Raw genomic sequence first — 18,838 nt, 5'->3', positions numbered from 1 at the left:
CACGCGCGGGGGCCTACCCCGCCGTGACGGACTTGCGCACCATATCCCAATATTGCGCGATCACCTGGTCCAGTGACAGCCGTCCGCCTGCGCGAAACCACGTGTTCACCCCTGTCAGCATCGCAATCACCGCCAAGGTCGCGATCTTGGTATCCGCGATGGCGAAATCCCCCGCCGCCGCCCCGTCTCGCAAAATCGTCTCTAGCCGGTCTTCATACTGGCGGCGCAATGCTTCGACCTCGGCGAAATTCTCGGGCGTGAGGTTGCGCAGCTCCATATAAGAGATGAACACCTCGTCCGGGCGGTCGGCGTGAAAGCGGATGTGAAAATCGACGAATTGGCGCAAGCGATCCACCGCGCTTTGGCTGGGGTCACTGTCGCAGGCCGCAAGCAGGTCGTTCATATGGTCCTGCAAGAGGCTGAACAACAAGGTCTGCTTGTCCGGCGTGTAATTATACAATGCGCCCGCCTGCACCCCGACTTCCGTCGCCAGTGCCCGCATGGATACGGCAGCAAAGCCGTGACGGGCGAAAAGCCGCAACGCTGCCGCGCGGATTTTGGGCCGAGTGATGTCAGAATGTGATCCGGTTGTACGCGCCATGGGTCAAAGGTTAATTGAACGCATGTTCAAAGGCAAACCCCTGCTTGCGCGATTTCCGTTGCTGGTGCATGACTGATCTATGACGCACCGTATCCTTCTTCCGCTCTGCCTTGCCGCGTTGACCCTGCCCGCGGCCTGCACGCAGTTTCCCGCGCTCGACAGCCGTGCCACGCCCGAGCTTCTCGCCTCGGACTATCCAGCACTTGTGCCGGTCGATCCGCTGCTTGCCAAGGCCGAGGCCGGACAGGTGAACATCCCCCAAACCGAAAACGGGCTGACATCGCGGGTCGAACGGTTGCAGGCGCGCGCGGCGCGCTTGCGCGGATCGGTTCTGTCGGGGTCGGAAAAGCAGCGTTTGTCCCAAGGTCTGCAATAAGGCGCATGCAATGTCGCGTTGCGTGCGCGGTAGGAAAGGGCTACATCGCGGCTAAACCCCCGAAACGCCGCAGCCCGCTGCCGCGCACCACCAAAAGGATTGCACCATGTCACAACCGCTTCGTCTTGGGATTGCCGGATTGGGCACCGTTGGGGTTGGCGTGGTGCGGATCATCCGCAAGCAGGCTGCCTTGATCGAGGCCCGCACCGGTCGCCCCGTCACCATCACCGCCGTCTCTGCCCGCAGCCGCGACAAGGACCGCGGTGTCACATTGTCGGGCTACGCGTGGGAAGATGATCCCGTCGCACTGGCAAAACGCGATGATGTGGATGTCTTTGTCGAACTGATGGGCGGCGACGAAGGCCCCGCCAAGGACGCGACCGAAGCCGCGCTTGCCTCGGGCAAAGATGTGGTCACCGCCAACAAGGCGCTGCTGGCGATCCACGGTCAGGCGCTGGCCGAACAAGCCGAAGCCGCGGGCTGCCTGATCCGCTATGAAGCTGCCGTGGCCGGGGGCATCCCCGTGATCAAGGCGCTGACAGAAAGCCTTGCCGGGAACGAGATCACCCGCGTCATGGGCGTGATGAACGGTACCTGCAACTATATCCTGACCCGCATGGAAGAGACCGGCAACGGCTATAACTCCCTGTTCGAGGAGGCCGAGGCGCTTGGCTATCTTGAAGCGGACCCGAACCTTGATGTCGGCGGGATTGACGCGGCGCATAAGCTGGCGATCCTGTCGTCGATCGCGTTTGGCACGCAGGTGGATTTCGACGGGATCGAGATCGAAGGCATCCAGCGCGTCAGCATCGACGACATTCAGGCTGCCGCGAATATGGGATACAAGATCAAGCTTCTGGGCGTCGCGCAAATGACCGGCCGCGGGCTGGAACAGCGCATGCAGCCCTGCCTTGTGCCCGACAGCTCTCCGCTGGGACAACTCGCGGGCGGGACCAATATGATCGTGCTGGAAGCCGATGCCATCGGGCAGATCGTCCTGCGCGGCCCCGGTGCCGGTGAAGGCCCCACCGCCAGCGCTGTATTGTCGGACATCTGCGATATCGCACGCGGCTGGCATGGCCCGGTCTTTGGCCAGAAGGCGGCAACGCTCGCCTCGGCCACCGCGGCCCTGTCGCAGCGCCCCGCCGCCTTCTATCTGCGCATGGGCCTGCTGGACAAACCCGGTGCTCTGGCCAAAGTCGCCACCGTTCTGGGCGAGGCCGGGATCAGCATCGACCGCATGCGCCAGACCGAACACCGCAGCGATCAGGCCCCCGTCTTGATCGTCACCCATAAATGCAGCCGCACCGCGCTGGACGAGGCTCTGGCCGCGATGGCGAAAACCGGTGTGCTGGCAAGCGATCCCGTGGCACTGCGGATCGAGGATCTGTAACCCCGAGGGGCGCGGCCGCCCCCCTGCCCTGCCCATTGTGGGGAGGATGAGACGGATGCCTTCGGCGAGGATTTTTGACCATTTGGAAGGGGGAGATGCATGAGCTTTCTAGGTGTTGATGCGTCTTTGATGGGGCGTCGCTGGGTGGGCCCCGGTGTCGAGGTGGAACGCGCGACCGAAGTTCTGGTGCAGCAGACCAGCCTGCCGCTGGCCCTGTGTCAGGTGCTGGCGCGGCGCGGTGTGGCGGCGGAAGAGGCCGAGGCGTTTCTTGCACCGTCGTTGCGCGATCTGCTGCCTGACCCGCGATCCCTGCGCGACATGGAAAAAGCCGCGACGCGTTTTCTTGCTGCGGTCAAAGCACGTCAGCGGATTGCCGTTTTTGCGGATTATGACGTGGATGGTGGCAGCTCTGCCGCGCTGCTGCTGGTCTGGCTGCGCGAGATGGGCTGCGCCGCGACGCTTTATGTGCCGGACCGGATCGACGAAGGATATGGCCCCAATGACGCCGCAATGGCCGAACTGGCCGCGGCCCATGATCTGATCGTCTGCGTTGACTGCGGGACCTTGTCCCATGGGCCGGTGGCCGCGGCGGTCGGGGCGGATGTCGTTATTCTGGACCACCACCTGGGCGGAGAAACCCTGCCCGACGCCTTGGCCGTGGTGAACCCCAACCGGCAGGATGAAGACGGTGCCTTGGCGCATCTTTGTGCCGCGGCAGTGGTGTTCTTGATGCTGGTCGAGGCAGGGCGCCAACTGCGCGAAGCGGGCGCACGCGGGCCTGACCTGATGGCGCTCTTGGATCTGGTGGGGCTCGCCACGGTGGCCGATGTCGCCCCGTTGATCGGCGTGAACCGCGCCTTTGTGCGTCAGGGGCTACGCGTCATGGCGCGGCGCGACAGGTTGGGGCTTGCCGCCTTGGCCGATGTGGCGCGGATGGATACGGCCCCAGCGGCCTATCATCTTGGGTTTCTGCTTGGCCCGCGGATCAACGCGGGCGGGCGCATCGGGCAAGCGGACTTGGGGGCAAGGCTGCTGGCCTGCGATGATCCCCATGAGGCGCAGGCGCTTGCCGAAAAGCTGGATCTGCTGAACACCGAGCGCCGCGATGTTGAAACCGCCGTCCGCGCCGCCGCGCTGGATCAGGCAGAGGCCCGCGGCTTTGACGCGCCTTTGGTCTGGGCCTCGGGCGCGGGCTGGCATCCGGGCGTGGTGGGCATCGTCGCCTCGCGTTTGAAAGAGGCGTCGAACCGGCCGTCGATCGTGATCGGGTTCGAGGATGGCATCGGCAAAGGCTCTGGCCGCTCTGTCTCGGGGATTGATCTGGGCGCGCCGATCCAGCGGCTGGCGGCCGAGGGCCTGCTGATCAAGGGCGGCGGGCATAAGATGGCCGCCGGGCTGACCGTGGCCGAAGACAAGCTGGACGCCGCCATGGCGCGGCTGTCAGAGCTACTGGCCAAGCAGGGCGCGCATCTGGCTGGCGCGGCAGACCTGAAGTTGGACGGCATGTTGATGCCCGCCGCCGCGACGGTGGAACTGGCGCAGCAGGTGGAACAGGCAGGCCCCTTCGGGGCCGGTGCCCCTGCCCCGCGATATGCCTTTGCCGACATGCAGATCCGCTTTGCCAAGCGGGTGGGTGAAAGCCACCTCAAGATCAGCTTTGGCGACGGCAACAACACCAAAATGGACGCCATCGCCTTCGGCGCATTTGACGGCCCGCTTGGCCCGGCACTGGAAAATCACGGTGGTGCACGGTTCCATCTGGCCGGTCGTCTGGACATCAATACGTGGCGGGGCCGACAGTCTGTGCAGCTGCGTCTGGAAGATGCGGCACCTGCGTAAAAATTTTTCATTTTCTTTCGATTTCTGCTTGCGCGCCTGCGCCGCATTCCTTAGAGAAGCGCTCACAAGCTAAGTGGCCCGTTCGTCTATCGGTTAGGACGTCAGGTTTTCAACCTGAAAAGAGGGGTTCGACTCCCCTACGGGCTGCCACTTGTGCCTACTTACCCCATTCATAACAAATACTTAGCGCCACTGTGCGGAAGCGACCCCCAAATGAACCCCCAAGTGTGAGTTTGGCCCCTGAGTTTCGATTCCCCCTTGTGTAAAATCGCTTTCGCCGTAAGCAGAATTTCTGCACAGCATATTTACGGACCACTCTTGCCAAGCTGCTTTGCTAACAACGCTACCGCAGAGAGGTCCATTCCTGTCTCGTCATCACGAATGATCCCATCTTGGGTGGGTCGGAACAGCGATGCCAGTACAATAGCCTCGTTCGCCTGCCCCACGTCCTCACCTTCCTTCATTGCTAGGTAGGTTTCGGCGAAGGCCTTTTTCTCACTAGCATCAAGAGCGAGGTGACGTTCGCTTAAGTGGATGCGGTACTGCAAGCGTGTGATCCAAGTGAGGATCGACATGGCGAGGAGGAGGCCTGTGACGGTTAAAGGACCCTTGGCAGAAAAATACCGCTCGCACTGAAGTTCTGCAGCACCCTCGGCTCCCTGTGGCGAGCAAACCATCTCGAAGAAGCTTCCAGCGATATAGTCGCCAAAGCATACAGGAACCCCGATTGCTATCGCAGCCGTAACAAAACCGAAGATGCCCAATCGCCACAAAGCTCCGCTAGAGTTCTCAGAGTGACTTTGCTCTCGCCTCTCCCACAAAGCTACAGGGGAGCGCAAACGAAGTTGGGTTGCAAACAGGTCTTGGAGACGCCCGAACTCCTCCTCTTGCTGCTGCAGTTTAATTTTGCTTAAACGTTCCACGCCAGCGATGCGCTTCTCAGCTTCTTCAAAGCGCTCCGAGACTTGACCATCAATGCCTGATTTCCATTCGTCGTACTGATCGGTGCGCTCTATAAATTTATCAAGAATGCCGTTTTCTAAATCTTTGCTTCTCTGCTTCTGCTCCTCAAGGAACTCGTTGAGACGGTTTTCATGTTCTTCATTGATTGTTGCCGCTTTAGCGACTTCCTGCTCTAACGCGTCATTGTGGTTCGCAGCTTTCCGAGCCGCACCAGCAAGCTTTGCCGAAGACACTTTACTGAATGGCAATACCGCCGCGACAATTCCGGACTCAAGTAGACGCTCACCTTTCTGGGAAAGGGGGCCGTAGAACTGGTTAGTAGATGGTTGAGCGCCAAAATTGAGTTCGATAAAGCGAATATATACAGCAAGCGCTTCGATGGTCTTTTCACCATTAAATAACGCGAGGATTAACCGCCCTTCCGCGCTATCAGAGTTCGGCGGCAAGGCGATACTACCGCCATGCATTGCCTTACGTGTTGCTTGGTTAAATTGGTTAACGTCTTCCAACTTACCCTCTAAAATTTCGAGGGCTGCCGAAAGAGTCTCTGGGCTTTGACTGTTGTTGTGCCGGAATGGCACATGCCCTTTCAACATATTTGGAAGCTCATCTAAGAATGGCCCCCATGCCGTACGCTCATCCTTAATGTATGTGAGCATTCCAGATTTGCTCGGATACCTTACGTCGGGATGATCTGCATAGGTTATGTGGTAAGGTGTAGCCGCCATGGTAAACTCGCCGTATGAATTGACTTTGGATCAACGTTTGCACACGGCTTACACCATTACAACTTAGGATGGTGCGGCTAACGCCGCCCCCACTAACTCCCCCGGGGATTGAGATACCCACCGTAGCGGGAATGCTCGATCATCTTCTCTTCGATCATCATCTCCATGCGTTCAGAAATAGATGTCGCGATGTTCAGGGCGTTCTCCTGATCATCTTCTGAGCCTTCCACCGTAACGTTGTTCACGACGCTGAACGTCATCGGAGCTGGACCGCCTGCGCTACCCATTTCCACAGGAACCTTCCTGTTGTTGGAAAGCGGGATAACAGCTTCATTCGGATGTAGAACGGCAGGGATGCCCGACGTATTGGCGGTACCCGCTGCATAGCTGGGGACGTTGTCTGGACCATAGTATTTGCTGGTCTTCGTCACGGGTGTGTACGTAGAAGAACTGGACGAGCTGCTACCTCCTCCGCCACCTAGGAGACCGCCTAGCAGGCCTACACCGATGCCCAGCCAGTTGCCGCCACGGAACATACTACCGAAACCACCACCACCATTACCGCCGCAGAATGTCGCGGTTTCCATCTTCTGTGCGCCGACCGTGGACCCGACGATGATGCCGGACTGCATCTGTGTTGCGCCTGCGGAGCCTGCTGCGGAGACGCCTGTCGCCATAGAAGTTGCAGAGGTTATACCAGCACGTTGTAGAGCACTTGCGCCCTGTATAGATGCCGTTCTGACGCCTGAGCCTAGTTTCTGGCCTGCTCCGGTTGCTCCTGTTGCCATCGCGGCTCTTATCTGCTGAGCAGCGTTAGCCCCGCCCGCTGTCAGCGCCGCCTGCATCTGCGCTGCTTCGGATGCACCGCTATTCAGCTCTGGAAAGATTGCGTCTGTGATCTGCTCCGCCATAGCGTCGGCTAGGCTTGCGCGGATGCCTTCGGCGATGCTGGACAGGTCAAAGTCAGCTTGCAACGCACTGGATAGAGCGCTTTTAAAATTGCCCTCCGGATCGCCCATGACCGCGTCCATGGGGCTGGCCTGTGCGTCCTTCAGTTGTTCCGCTGCATCGATCTGGGCAAGCATAGCCCGCGTCTTTGCATCGACATTTGCCGCGCCGGACAATTCGACATCTGCAAAGAGCTTCGCTGCTTCCATCGTGGCAAAGCTGTTTCTCGCGACGAGTTCCATCGCCCGTGCTTTGCTTAGGGCTGCAGCGCGTTTAGATGCAATGGCGGACTTTGTCAGTGGAATTCCCAGAGCTGTACTTTCCGACTGAAGGGGGTGCCTACTTATCGCTGATGCTCAATTGCAACATGTATTACAGATGTCACGAAGCAACCTCAGGGTGCAATTGCAAGTAATTGAAATACGTGTGAAGAGACGATGGTTAGCGATATTATCGGAAGGGATTTCCAGTGAATACTTTTACCTATGGCGCGGCGTTGGCCTTGCTCGTTTCTACACCAGTACTGGCGGGTGACTTGGTCACTCCAGTTATGGAACAGCCTGTTATGATGGCTGACCAAGCTCCAGCACCTGCATGGACTGGCGGCTACGTCGGTGGCAACATCAGCTACGGTTTCGGTTCTCTCGATGCAAACGATGAAGCGGCTTCATTTTTGAGCGACGAAGGTTTCAGCGATAATCTATCCGAGCCTGACGGTGTATCCGCTGCATTGCGGGCAGGATATGACTGGCAATTTGGCCGCGGCGTTTTTGGCCTTGGCGCAGAGTACAACTTTGGCTCCTATGACGGCGACGGCGAAGGTATTCTAGCCGATTCCGGCGTAGAAGTCGAAATTCAAGATATGGCGACGATTTTTGCTCGCGGCGGCTATCTCGTGCAAGATAACTTCCTTGCATATGGTTTGCTGGGCTACAGCAAAGCTAAAGGCGAAGTGTCACTCGACGGGGACAGCCTGTCCGAAGATCTTGACGGTGTAACAATTGGTTTCGGTGGTGAATACATGTTCACGCAAAATTGGACCGGCTACGCAGAGTATAGCTATACTGATTTCGGTGATGTCGATAACACCGAAGGCCTGCTTGAAGCTGATCTTCAACAAATTAAGTTCGGTGTTAACTACCGCTTCTAAACTGTAAGGCCTCCAGACCCTAAGTTTGAACAGCTACCCAAGCTAATTGGGTAGCTGTTTTTTTTGTGTTCTGCCTATTGGTGTGCATTAGAACTTGATGCCCTGCATGACTTAGTTCAGTTGCCGTGAAAACTCAGTATTGAGACAATTCGATTTTTCTTGGTGCAGGGTAGTTCTGACAAGATTTATTTTTTCTTTTCTTATCAGGTTCAATAGTACGAATGCCTGCGACCGCAGTTTCTGCAAACCTTCTCAGGCATAGTTTTGCTCTCACGCCATGAATGGATACCAACAAAGCAAAACGTATTCTTAAAAATTTTTTTTATCATGATTGTTTTAAAATTCACCTAAGTGACACACTTAAGTGTTCTAATTCCTCCCTGAGGCATTGATTGCCACAGATCACCATGAAGTAATCCTTTAAGTTGTTCAAGTTAGTCCGAGCACACGCCGATACTGTTACACATTCTGTCCAAGTTGATGCCCGGTGGATGCCGTCGCATTTCCCTATCGCATTGGGCCGAGCAACTTTTGCGGATGAATTTTTAAAATTTTTCAGGGGAGTTAGTGTTTCGGTTTAGGGGGTGGGGGTACCCCCCTCCAGACCAATGAAAGATATTGATACGCAGATCGGAACTTTAGCAACTAGCACTCGCACAGGGGGTATCGCTTAGCATCTGCGCGACCATGTCACCCCCACCCGGTAGCCCCTCTTGGGTCCCTACGTCAATTTTTATTATTACTTATCAATGTTTTAAGTGGAATTCCCCATTATGCTTCCATTTCGATCTGGATTGAAGGGAGGTGATCGCGCTGGTACACCTGCTAACGCAGGCCACCGCTGGTACACCGAGTCACCCGTGCCGATGCATTCGCGGTAGACTGCGTCAGGTGTGTCGGTGGATCAGGTAAAGGTCGCTGACGTGCGTTAGCACGTGCTAGGCGTCAGCCTTGGCCTTGTGGGCGGCTAGGATGCGATAGACGGATGCAACCCCGATACCTAGCTGTTTGGCGATCTCAGGTGCCTTGAATTCCCGGGTGTGGAGTGCCAGCACTTCGGCTGACTTAGCCCGTGCCGTAGGTGCTCTGCCCTTGTACTTGCCTTCTTTCTTCGCCTTGGCGATCCCGATGGCGCGACGCTCAGCAAAGCGGTCTTTCTCGAACTGCCCGATAGCGGCAAGCACGTGGAAGTGAAGGCTCTGCGCGGCGTCCGTGGGGTCCAGAGGCGTCTTGGCTATGTCATGTAGTGTGAAGCGGACCCCGTGCTTGTGTGAGCGCTTCACGGTCCGGATAGCATGCTCAATATCCCGGAAGGCGCGGTCCATCTTAGTGATGTGGACGTTGACGGGCTGGCCTGTCTGTTCCGCACGGTCCATTGCCTGCTCTAGCATGTCTTCAAAGATAGGTCGGTGATGGCCAGCACTCAACTCTTCTTTGAAGATGTTCGTTGCGCCTGCCTGCGTCAGCAGGTCTGCTTGATGTTGCCATGTAGCAGCCTGCTTATCGGCATTCGTGCTCACCCTCACATAACCCCAGTTTTCCACGATACTCCCTCCTTTATCACATGCTACTGGATCAAGAGATAGTGTATCACTAGGATGGAGTCCAGCCTCTATTGATAGCGAATCCAAGATATCTATCAAATATCTTTAGGGACATCTCTATTGATAGTAATCCAGATCAGAAACCGAAGGGACGCGGCGTTCTGGTTCCCGCTAACGCGGGGGATGCCCACTCGATAGGTCGTAGGGGCAATAGGCCAGCGTGTCGGTGATGTGGGTTGATGGTATTCCCCGCGTTAGCGGGTGGAATGCCCACTTTGCCATAAAGTAATTTTATTACCCTAATGTGATTATACGAGCAACTTTGCCACCTGCCGGTTACAGGGGCCGAAGCCCCTGTGTTTTATGGACAAATTCAACATATTGAATATTTTGGCAGCGATTTTGGCGGGTTGCGCGATCAGGGTCGCGATGCGACTGGAGGCTGGTTTGGGCATCCCCCCTTGGGGGGACGGCGGGGGGACGGATGTCACAATGAATTATCCTTTAAATCCAGAAGCTTATCAGTCGCATCCCCCCCAATCCCCCCAATTCCCCTGAAAAATACACTCGGGGGCAGCGGGGCAAAGTTTTCTTAGGGCGGGTGTGACCCATAGAAAAGATACAGGTTTCAAGAAGGTATCTATTTTTTAGGGGTACAAGGGGTACAAGGGGTACAAGGGGGTACGGGACTGTTTCCGTCAATAAAATAAGGGTTTATAGCCTAATTCTTCGTCCCCCAACCCGTCCCCCCATCGTCCCCCCGTGGGGGGACGATGTGCATTTCAGGCGGCAACTTCGTCGGTGTCGAGGTCGCCGTGCACCCATTCGCCCGTGATCCGAAGGCTGAGCACCTTCTTACCTTCGCCGGGGGTGTTTTCCCAAAGCCCTCGCTTGAAGAACTTGGTGCCTGCACTCGGCAGAACGACTGCGCTCTCCTCACGCATCTGGTCCACCAGCGCACCGGTCTCGGTCTTTACTAGCATCCCCAGACGATCAACAGGCAGGATGTAGGTTCGGGCGGCGAGGTCATCGAACTTGCTCTTCGACGTCCAGTATCCGACTATTTCTCCTCTAGCTTCGTCTGCGTGCCCGACTTCGACAATCTGTCGGCGGTTCACCATTCGAATAATCGTGCGCCGCAGGGCGTCCTTGACCTGCCGTTCGGTGTCGAGATGGTGCGCCCGCTGGTCCAGCGTCTCGGTCAGAAGTTCCGACAGCATCGCCTTCAAGTTGACATCTTGGGGCAAAAGATCGGCTTCCTGCCCGATCTGCGCCGCGACACCGAACAGTGCAGCGGTCCTTACAACCCGCTCCGCCGCACCTGACCTGCCCTTTCCCCATTCCGACACCAAGGCGCTAACGCGCCCCCGCACCTCATCCACGCCCAGCTCAATCAGCTTAGCGGCAAACATCGGACCCAGCCATCCATATGCCCCGCCATGCGCCAGCACGTCATACGCGGCCAGTTCGGCGGCATCTTCTTCCCGATCCAACTTGACCGCAGAGTCGTAGCTCACGGTGAAGATGCGCGACAGTGCACCCGAACGAATGTCGATACTGCTATCCTGCGCCTGCTCTGCCTCCAGCCGATCCAGCAGCCCGCGTTCCGTCGACATGCCCATGCAACCGTGCCACGTATTCACGTCGCGCAATGCGCCGTCCGTCTTGCCCCGTGCTCGCCCGATACGACCGGCAAACTGTAAGGCGTTGGCCTGTTCGTCGTTTGCGGTTGCCTTCGACGTGCCCTGTTCATCGGCAGCGAACATAGCCCCGGATGCCACAACTGCCTTGCCTTCCTGCGCAGTCGGAGTAGTATTTCCTGTGATCAGAAGACCTTCCGCCGACGCGACGGCAAACCATGAAATACCTGCCTTAAGCGAAGTCGTCTTACCATGCTTAGCCTTGCCTTCGTTGGCAACAATCACGGCCAGTTCTTCGTCTAGGAAGTCGGCGAGGCACCCGACGGGACCACCCAAGAAACCCGGCAGAAAACGCTTTGCGTTGCGCCCGCGCAGCGCCGCTGACGCGGCCTCTACTGCCATCACTAAATTCCCGGCCTTGGCATCGCTGACCCGCATCGTGTGATCCAACACGTACAGACGCTCGTCTGCCGGATGCTTCACCACTTCCCCCGTAGGGCTTACATACACCTTGTCGGACAGCCACCCAGACTGCTCCACGTAAACGGCTTCCCGTTCGGAATTAACGGCACGGAGCAGGGTCAGGACTGCCTCGGTCGGGGCACTCGGCGCGAAGTCGAGTCCTTCGTTTCTCAGCCGCCCTAAGATGGTGCCACTGTCCTTGTACGTGTCGCCAATTCGGAAAGTGGATTCCACAATCCCCAGCGAATTTGTTCGGTGCTGGTACCGGATCGTCACTTCGTTGGTCCGGGTGCTGCCCTTTTCGCCATCGGCGCAATAGAGCACTTCAAACTCGCGAGAGACGCGCATCGCCTTGTCGTCCCGCACCTGCGCAAACCAGCCGTCACGATGTACGAATCCGCTGGGCAACCACTTGGACGCGGCGGCGGCATTGCTGACAGAGTCCGGCGTGGCCTCAGACACCGAAACATAGTTCGGCGTCTCCATCTCAGCACGACGACGAGCTTCCTCGGCAACCAAGGCCGACGCGTGTTCCTCGGCAATACGCTTCCACATCGGTTCCAGCTTACGGACGCCCAAACTGGTTTCGCTTGCAATTGCCTCTAGAAGCGCGGCCTTGCCTGTTTCGCCGATCACGTCGAAATTGGTGTAGGCCTGCGTCAGCAGCTCCGAGACAGCCCGGTCGGAGGACTGGTTGTCCAGCACCTTGGCTTCGGCAATCAGGCCCCCCAGAACTTCGGCGCGGCGGTCTTCCTTCGCTTCTTCCGTTTCAAATGAATCAATTTCTCCATCCGCTGCCGCGAGCATGAAGCCAAGGTCCATATCGAAAAGCGCATCTTCCTCGAACCATCCCTGCCGAAGAGCCTCTTCAAGGTGCTGCAGCTTATGGCGGCCTTGGCATGAATCGTGGTGACAGAACCAAGTCCAATACTCCGACTGAGAGTCCACTGCGTTAACCGCCATCGTCGCTGTACCACCTTCAGAGCTATGCTCATGTTCGAAGGGGCATTCGGTGTGGACGTGTCCCTGTGCTTCACCACCTGCGTTGCGCACACGATCTGGGCACAGGGTCTCCATCAGGTCCGCGAGCATGAAGCGGTCCTTCGCGGTACGGTGCCAGTCGTTCAGGCTCTTCCCGGACGGTGTCAGCGCCATCGGCGGACGTTCGTCGCCAGACATGTCTGCCGCCATCGTGAAGGCGTTCACCTCCCGATTGGACGTGTAGGTGCTCTTGCGCATCGGCTCGACGTCATCGAACTTTAGGGGAGTACCCATCACCACAGCGGCATACCAATCCGTGGATCCCTTGGGGTGTCGTGCCGTGTAGAATAGGCGGCTTGGATCGGTACAGGAGGTATCGAAATGGATACCAAGCACATTCTGGGCTAGACCGGTGATCTTGTCTTCCCACAGGTCCAAGGAGGCCTGCTGCGTGTCAGCGAGGTCGATAAGCTTTACAGGTGTCTCCAGAGGAAAGATTAGACGAAACTTTTCAAGCGGCGGGGTAGAAAGAATAATCTTCACCCCTTCAGTTGTTTGACTTTTCTGCGTACTGATCTTGCACTCTGAAATGAACGAATCTTCATATCAATTCTTGTCAAACTCGCGCAGATATTGTCTGATCTCGGCCTCGGTCGGGTCGCGGGTGATCTTCAGCTTTCGAAGAACTTCATCACGCTTTAGCTCAAGACCACTGGTACCGTTGTTGTACGAAGTATAGACAAGACACAGAAGGCCCTTCTCCTCAATATCCACGAGAACGTCATCGAGCTTTGCGCCGGAGTCGATATCCAGACCCATAGCGTACATGGTGTCCATGGCCTTGGCCTTGCGTGCACCACCTACAGACGATCCGAGCACGATACATGGCCCAGCCTTGTTCTTCCCAGCAGGGTGTCGGGAGAAGCCCCATGCAGGAGCGTTGCCGTTTCCAGCTCCCCCTATGACCCAATTGCTCCAAGACATGGTGGGAGATACCCATTCTGAATCTTGGGTGTTACGACGATCACGCGCACCCCACATCTCGCCTACGAGAAGAGTAGCCTCACGCCCAATAAACTCTGCAAATCCTTCCGGCTCGGTGCCAAGGATTTCAGCGTCGTTCAGTAGCTCGGGAGCAGAAGATGCATCTTCACCAGCAAGAACTTCCCGGCTGCCGTCTTGGTAGTCGGCGATATTGATTACATTTGTCTCAGCATGATCTTGCAAGATGGCGGCATATTCTTCCGCGCACTTAGGTTCCCCCTTGAGGCCGAACAGGTTCAGACCTGCCTCCGCGAAGGGGTTGGCAATCGTTTCTTCCGGCGCAGCTTCAAGATCGCTGATAGTTGGCGCATCGCTGCGCTGGGTAGTAGTCATAGATCGTAGTCTCTTTCTCTCTTTTTCGCCCAAACTGGGCTGCTGTGTTATTTTAGCTTCAAGCTGAAATCTCTTTTACAATTTCGCTTGCCTCTTTTTAGTAATTGTGAATCACGATTCGATCAACGAATCATTTTGTGATTTTGATGTTTTCCGTTTTTTGTAGCGCCCCGGTCACGAAAAACCGCTAAAGCCCAGAAAACGCTTGACAATTACAGGCAATCCGGGTTATGTTTATAACATCAGGATTTTGTGTCCCTGTGTTTCAGAGGTGGTTTCTTTCTCCCACCTCATGCGCCGCTCCCCCCGGGGCGGCGTTTTTTGTTCAGTCGTGCTCGGCAGCTTTGCCCAAGGCTCGGTTGCGTGCCATTGGCGAAACCTCTGCATCTGTCGCTGGGTGATCATCGACGATCTGTACTGAAGGCGCGGCAAACTTGGACAGGATCGACATCATGTGATCAATATCGATCTTTTGACCGCTGGTCTTAGGTGCGTCACTGCCCCGCGTTTCTGCATCTCGGATCAACTTTTCCAAGGACCGCGTCGCGTCTGTAGCTGACTTCCAGTCGCCAGAGGCGCGGGCCTTCGATAAAATTTTACGATACTGTTCTGCACACCAAGAAATGGTAATGCCTAGGTCAGCGAGGCTCCCGCTTGAGCTTCTTGCGCCCATGCTGGCATATATCCTGATTGACTCTTCTTGCCGCAGCTCCTCGACTCGCGCTGCCACCTTCTTCGCGAGGCGCGATGCCGCCGCTCTGTTGTTCGCGCTCGCATATCCGGCCCGGGCATATGCATCTCGTTGCTTGACTCCACCGGCGATAAGCCTCGCAAATTCCTCGTGCCGCTTGTTGGGCAATTCTGCTGCCATCACACCGGCTCCAACACGTCTAAGATATCTACCAGTCCACCGTCCGGGAACGCTTTAAAAAGGTTAGTCTTACCAGCGGAACCGCGTGCCGTGGTCCACTCTCCATCGGTGTTTGTAGACTGGGCAAAACCAGCTTGAAGCAGCACCGACATGGTCAGAACTGCATCGTCATCCAGTTCGCGCTTTAAGCGGTTAAAGTTGACGTAAAATCCTTGGCCGCGTGCTTCAAACGCCTCCATCGAATTTGTCAAAAATCTGGCGAGCTGCGTGCTCAAACCTGCCGTCTGTTCGTACATTTATCAGTTCTTTCTCTTAGTTGTTGGAGGTGATCCGGCGACGTTTCTCCCGTCGCCGCCGGATGGGCTGGCCGCGTGGGCAGGCCAGTATTCTTTCACGATGCTTGATCTTGATCCCGCGCTCGGCGCTCTAGGCCTCGTTCAAGTTTTTCTCTGACCGCCTTGCGCCTTTGAGCTTCTTTCCTAGATCGCTTTCGAGGCCGTGCTGAAGCATCGCTGTGATCGTCACTTGTGATTGAATCTAGAAAGCTTTCGCGGCTCACAGCAGCCCCCACTTTCTTGCCAGCGCAACACGCTTCGCCGGGTTCTTAACCTCTTGCAAAAGCTCAATCTTTTCAGCGCGGGATCGAAGATCATCTTGCACGGGCGGTGGCGTTGCGATGCCCAGTTCGCGAGCCAGCGAAATTCGCCGAGCGCGGTCTTCACTGCTGCGCTCATGGTGCACTGCTTCCTTGCCAGCGTTAACCTTCTGCAATGCCACCGCCATGGCTTCCTGATCGCCAGCCGCCACATCAACCTTGAGCTTGCTGTCTGAGAGCTTCGGTAGCTCCTGCAACTGACGGTCCAGCTCGTCGCGATCCAGCTCGGCCCCGAGTGTCGCGTTGCGTAGCTCCGCGATGGAGGTACAGTCTTCGATGGTGAGGTCTACACCGTGCCGCTCTCTGGCAGCGCTGATCGTGTCCTGTACTAGTGCAGAAAATCGATCTGTCAAAACAGGGCTGGAATTAACGATATTGGTGAATGTTTCGAAATTCTGGGACATCATGCAGCCTCCTCAAGGTAAGAATTGTTGCAATTGACGAGCGCAAACGCTGGGGCAATACCTGCGACATCGCAGGTCGCATCGACTCCGACGACACATCGCAAAACGTCACGTTGCAGGAGCAGAAGGTCCGAAAGGGTCCCAACAGATTCCATGACGGAAGGCACGGCCATCGCACTGTTCGCCACCGACGCAAAGAAGAGGCTACGCGCTACATCAAAACGTGCACGGCAATCCTGCGGAAGCAAGGCAAACAGCGCCTTTGCAGCAGTCACATCATCAGCGACGTACAGGCGGTCGCCGTTGACTGAGACTGTAGCGACCAGCCGCCGCATGGCCCCGTCATCCACTTCCTTTTGCTTCAGGGTTAGGAGGGCATCTGCCAGCCCAAAGCGGTGCGGCCTTGACCGCACGTCGCGCGGTACGCACTCCAACCGCCGCCGCGCAGTGCCTAGATGGACACCGACGGCATCTGCGTAGTCAAAAACTGTTATATTCATTATTTCCTGCTCATTTTTGTTGATTTTAAACTCTGGTGTTAACGTAACCTAACCCAAATTGCAGCTTTTGTCAATTTTATGCTTGACATAGGGTCATAAACATGAATCAGAACATCTAAATATGTAAGAAATTGTGACGCGATGTCGGAAAAATGACACCGAATGTGATTTAATCTAACCTTTACAGTGGCTTATTTCTCAACGTAGTTTTGACTTATAGAAACTCAAAACGGAGAAGACGAATCATGCAACAGACCACCGACCAAGCCCAGGCTCAGGCTCATGCCCTCTTAATTGCGCTGACAGACCGCGCCGCTAACGCGGCTCAGCTCAATTTCAGTAAGGAAATGAAGGTCGAAGTAGCGGCCCACTTGCGCGATGCGCTTGAAGCTCTGGAAGTACTAGGAGAGCCAGCGTAGGCCCTATCCGCGATGCTTTGGCGGGATGGTATATAGAATGAGCAGAGGCCCCGTCAGGGGCCTCTCTGTAAGCCTGACAAGCCTTGCCGCTAACGCGACTCACTCCTCATGTGTCATTTCCTTATGCACCCATTCCAGAACCTCGCGCTTCGTTCGCCCACTACTAAGCTCAATCACGTCATCCAAGGAGCGCCGCTCCTTATCACTGCGGTAACGCTCCTCCGCGAGGCTGCGTAAATAGGTATCCCATTCTTCTAGAACCTCGCGACGCCTCTCCAGCTTATCGGAACGTAGATAGGCACGCTGATCGCGATCCCCCCGGCCCTTCATGTGCTGGATGATATGCTCACCTAGCATGAAGTCGATACGCAGAACGTCATCCGACCAATTGCGGAACGTGGTCCGCAGACCATGCGCTGTGGCGAGACGGCCCTCTGCATCTTTCCATTCATACTTGCGGAGCCAAAGGCGGTGCGCATTGTTACTAAGATGCCCGCTCTTCGATGCCTCTGACGGGAAGACATACCCCGTTCCGCCCCATTTGCGCCGTGCAGTTCGTAGAATGTCGATCATGGCCCCCGTCAGGGGGACGCGGAAGACGTACTCCCAGTGCTTCACCCTGCCCGCTGGGATGGTCCAAACCTTTTCTTTGAAGTCAAATTCAGACCACTCCGCGATGACGATGCAGTTGACGCGAACGCCTGTCAGCATGAGCAGCTTCATGGAGAGGCCTACGGACGTGTCCTGTAACGCACACCATAGCGCAGGCGCGTCTTGCCACGGGATTGCAGGATGGTTTTCATGTTCGATGTTCTGAGGCCCTAGGCGATTTGCGACACGGTCCATTAGATCGCGGTCGACTCTTGGATCATCTACCGACACGTAGCCAACTACAGCGTTAATCCATTGGCGCAGCTTGCGTGTCTTCTCCTGCCCCCACATAGGTTTGAGGAACTTGATAAGATCATCGGCGGTGAGGTCTGCGACGCCCTTGCGACCGATGTGCGGAAAGACATTCAATTCCATGCCCCGCAGCCAATTCAGGGGCCTTGCGTAATGCTGGCAATGTACTTGCCAATACTCCCGGGCAGCTTCTTCAAAGGTAACCCCTTGCCGCCTAACGGCGGTACGTTCTGCTATAGGATCGCGTCCCTCTGCCTTAATGCCCCGGGCCTTCGACGCCAGCTCTCTGGCCTTTGCCAGTGATACTTCAGGATACTTACCCAAACCCATTTCCCGCGCTGCGCCGTTCAGCGTGTACTTGTATATCCATGACGCGCCCCGCTTTTTCTTATCGAAGTATAACCCTGCGCCGTCATGGTGCTTCTTAACAGGTAGACCCTGTAGCTCTGCCGCTTTCAGTTTTGACATCTGGAAGTCACTTTCTATTGGTCGGGCTTCGCACCCCTAAGAACTGACCCCCAAACTAACCCCCAACTACATGTTGTGCAAATAGAATCTAAAATTCGTTAAGTAATTGATTTTATTTAATTGATATTGAAGCATGTTCTACATTTAGCCCTGTGTGATTCCCCTACGGGCTGCCACTTGTGCCCTTACCCGACATTCTGAAGACAATGCGCCATGAGCCCGGGCGAGATGTGTTTGCCGCTGTTTCTGCGCTGTTTGATCTCGCGCGGCGGACTGGACGGCTAAGCTCTGATGTCTTCGAACACAGTTTGCGCCTAACCAATTATATCCATAATCAGAAAACCGGGCTCACAATCAGGTCAATTAGATAAATCATGGCAATCTTCAGGTAGGCATCACGCGAAGATGACCAGCATGAAAGCCAAGACCCTTACCGCCTACGGTGACGACGCTTCGTTCGAAGCTGCCGAGCTGACCAAACTGGCAGAGATTGTGGACGCAGGGGCGCTGGAGCCCTTGCTTGATGACCAGAGGGTCGACCTTGATACGGTGGGCGAAGCCTATGACCGCCCGACCAGCGCGCGGGCCATCGGCAAGGTGGTTGTAGGCGTCTGAT

Annotated in this window: 17 protein-coding genes and 1 tRNA gene; 7 read left to right on the top strand and 11 right to left on the bottom strand. The window is 56.3% G+C overall.

The features are described from left to right. Positions 1–13: 13 nt before the first annotated feature. On the bottom strand, positions 14–601 hold the full coding sequence (locus tag SJY36_RS05995) for a TetR/AcrR family transcriptional regulator (protein ID WP_386173637.1): 588 nt from the start codon (positions 599–601) through the stop codon (positions 14–16). A gap of 79 nt (positions 602–680) precedes the next feature. On the opposite strand from SJY36_RS05995, the gene SJY36_RS05990 reads away from it, so the two are divergent. From SJY36_RS05990 to SJY36_RS05975, 4 genes are all read left to right on the top strand, one after another. Beyond that, entirely contained in the window at positions 681–977 is a 297-nt protein-coding gene (locus tag SJY36_RS05990; protein ID WP_064216019.1) for a hypothetical protein, read from the top strand. Positions 978–1,083: 106 nt separating this feature from the next. Beyond that, complete coding sequence (locus SJY36_RS05985; protein ID WP_386173635.1) at positions 1,084–2,370, top strand: homoserine dehydrogenase; 1,287 nt, start codon at positions 1,084–1,086, stop codon at positions 2,368–2,370. Positions 2,371–2,469: 99 nt separating this feature from the next. Beyond that, positions 2,470–4,209 carry a single-stranded-DNA-specific exonuclease RecJ gene (recJ, locus tag SJY36_RS05980; RefSeq protein WP_386173633.1) on the top strand — a complete coding sequence of 580 codons (1,740 nt, stop codon included), beginning with the start codon at positions 2,470–2,472 and terminating at the stop codon, positions 4,207–4,209. Positions 4,210–4,284: 75 nt separating this feature from the next. Then, positions 4,285–4,359 (top strand) — tRNA-Glu (locus SJY36_RS05975). Positions 4,360–4,514: 155 nt separating this feature from the next. Here the strand turns inward: SJY36_RS05975 and SJY36_RS05970 are convergent. Then, positions 4,515–5,900 (bottom strand): DUF6161 domain-containing protein, encoded by a 1,386-nt coding sequence (locus tag SJY36_RS05970; RefSeq protein ID WP_386173631.1) that lies wholly within the window; start codon positions 5,898–5,900, stop codon positions 4,515–4,517. A 92-nt stretch (positions 5,901–5,992) separates the two neighbouring features. Continuing rightward, a complete protein-coding gene (locus SJY36_RS05965; protein WP_386173629.1) occupies positions 5,993–7,090 on the bottom strand; it encodes a hypothetical protein in 1,098 nt (365 codons plus the stop codon). A 227-nt stretch (positions 7,091–7,317) separates the two neighbouring features. Between SJY36_RS05965 and SJY36_RS05960 the strand changes: the two genes are divergently transcribed. After that, the gene (locus SJY36_RS05960; protein WP_386173626.1) at positions 7,318–7,998 is read left to right on the top strand and encodes an outer membrane protein; all 681 of its coding nucleotides are present in this window, start codon (positions 7,318–7,320) and stop codon (positions 7,996–7,998) included. 938 nt (positions 7,999–8,936) lie between these two features. Here SJY36_RS05960 and SJY36_RS05955 read toward each other — a convergent pair. The 7 genes from SJY36_RS05955 to SJY36_RS05925 all read right to left on the bottom strand — a co-directional run bounded on the left by SJY36_RS05955 (position 8,937) and on the right by SJY36_RS05925 (position 16,267). Further along, positions 8,937–9,542: a recombinase family protein gene (locus SJY36_RS05955; protein ID WP_386173624.1), complete on the bottom strand. Its 606-nt coding sequence runs from the start codon at positions 9,540–9,542 to the stop codon at positions 8,937–8,939. Positions 9,543–10,324: 782 nt separating this feature from the next. Further along, positions 10,325–13,168 (bottom strand): DUF927 domain-containing protein, encoded by a 2,844-nt coding sequence (locus SJY36_RS05950; protein ID WP_386173622.1) that lies wholly within the window; start codon positions 13,166–13,168, stop codon positions 10,325–10,327. Positions 13,169–13,231: 63 nt separating this feature from the next. Continuing rightward, a complete protein-coding gene (locus tag SJY36_RS05945; protein ID WP_386173620.1) occupies positions 13,232–14,002 on the bottom strand; it encodes a hypothetical protein in 771 nt (256 codons plus the stop codon). 325 nt (positions 14,003–14,327) lie between these two features. Beyond that, the gene (locus SJY36_RS05940) at positions 14,328–14,873 is read right to left on the bottom strand and encodes a hypothetical protein (protein ID WP_386173618.1); all 546 of its coding nucleotides are present in this window, start codon (positions 14,871–14,873) and stop codon (positions 14,328–14,330) included. Further along, entirely contained in the window at positions 14,873–15,169 is a 297-nt protein-coding gene (locus tag SJY36_RS05935) for a hypothetical protein (protein WP_386173616.1), read from the bottom strand. The genes SJY36_RS05940 and SJY36_RS05935 overlap by 1 nt, the downstream gene beginning before the upstream one ends. Positions 15,170–15,428: 259 nt before the next feature. Beyond that, entirely contained in the window at positions 15,429–15,935 is a 507-nt protein-coding gene (locus SJY36_RS05930; RefSeq protein WP_386173614.1) for a hypothetical protein, read from the bottom strand. Continuing rightward, positions 15,932–16,267 carry a hypothetical protein gene (locus SJY36_RS05925; RefSeq protein ID WP_386173612.1) on the bottom strand — a complete coding sequence of 112 codons (336 nt, stop codon included), beginning with the start codon at positions 16,265–16,267 and terminating at the stop codon, positions 15,932–15,934. The genes SJY36_RS05930 and SJY36_RS05925 overlap by 4 nt, the downstream gene beginning before the upstream one ends. A 410-nt stretch (positions 16,268–16,677) precedes the next feature. On the opposite strand from SJY36_RS05925, the gene SJY36_RS05920 reads away from it, so the two are divergent. Next, the gene (locus SJY36_RS05920) at positions 16,678–16,851 is read left to right on the top strand and encodes a hypothetical protein (protein ID WP_386173610.1); all 174 of its coding nucleotides are present in this window, start codon (positions 16,678–16,680) and stop codon (positions 16,849–16,851) included. A 99-nt stretch (positions 16,852–16,950) separates the two neighbouring features. Here SJY36_RS05920 and SJY36_RS05915 read toward each other — a convergent pair whose 3' ends face one another. Further along, complete coding sequence (locus SJY36_RS05915; protein ID WP_237273468.1) at positions 16,951–18,222, bottom strand: site-specific integrase; 1,272 nt, start codon at positions 18,220–18,222, stop codon at positions 16,951–16,953. Between the two features lie 321 nt (positions 18,223–18,543). Between SJY36_RS05915 and SJY36_RS05910 the strand changes: the two genes are divergently transcribed. Then, positions 18,544–18,837, top strand: coding sequence for a zinc-binding dehydrogenase (locus SJY36_RS05910; RefSeq protein ID WP_386176458.1), 294 nt, complete (start codon positions 18,544–18,546; stop codon positions 18,835–18,837). Position 18,838: the final 1 nt, after the last annotated feature.

The sequence above is a fragment of the Sulfitobacter sp. R86518 genome, from assembly GCF_042466275.1.
GTDB lineage: Bacteria > Pseudomonadota > Alphaproteobacteria > Rhodobacterales > Rhodobacteraceae > Sulfitobacter > Sulfitobacter pontiacus.
The sequence above is the reverse complement of the archived record's forward strand: the minus strand, read 5'-3'. Positions and strand labels throughout refer to the sequence as shown.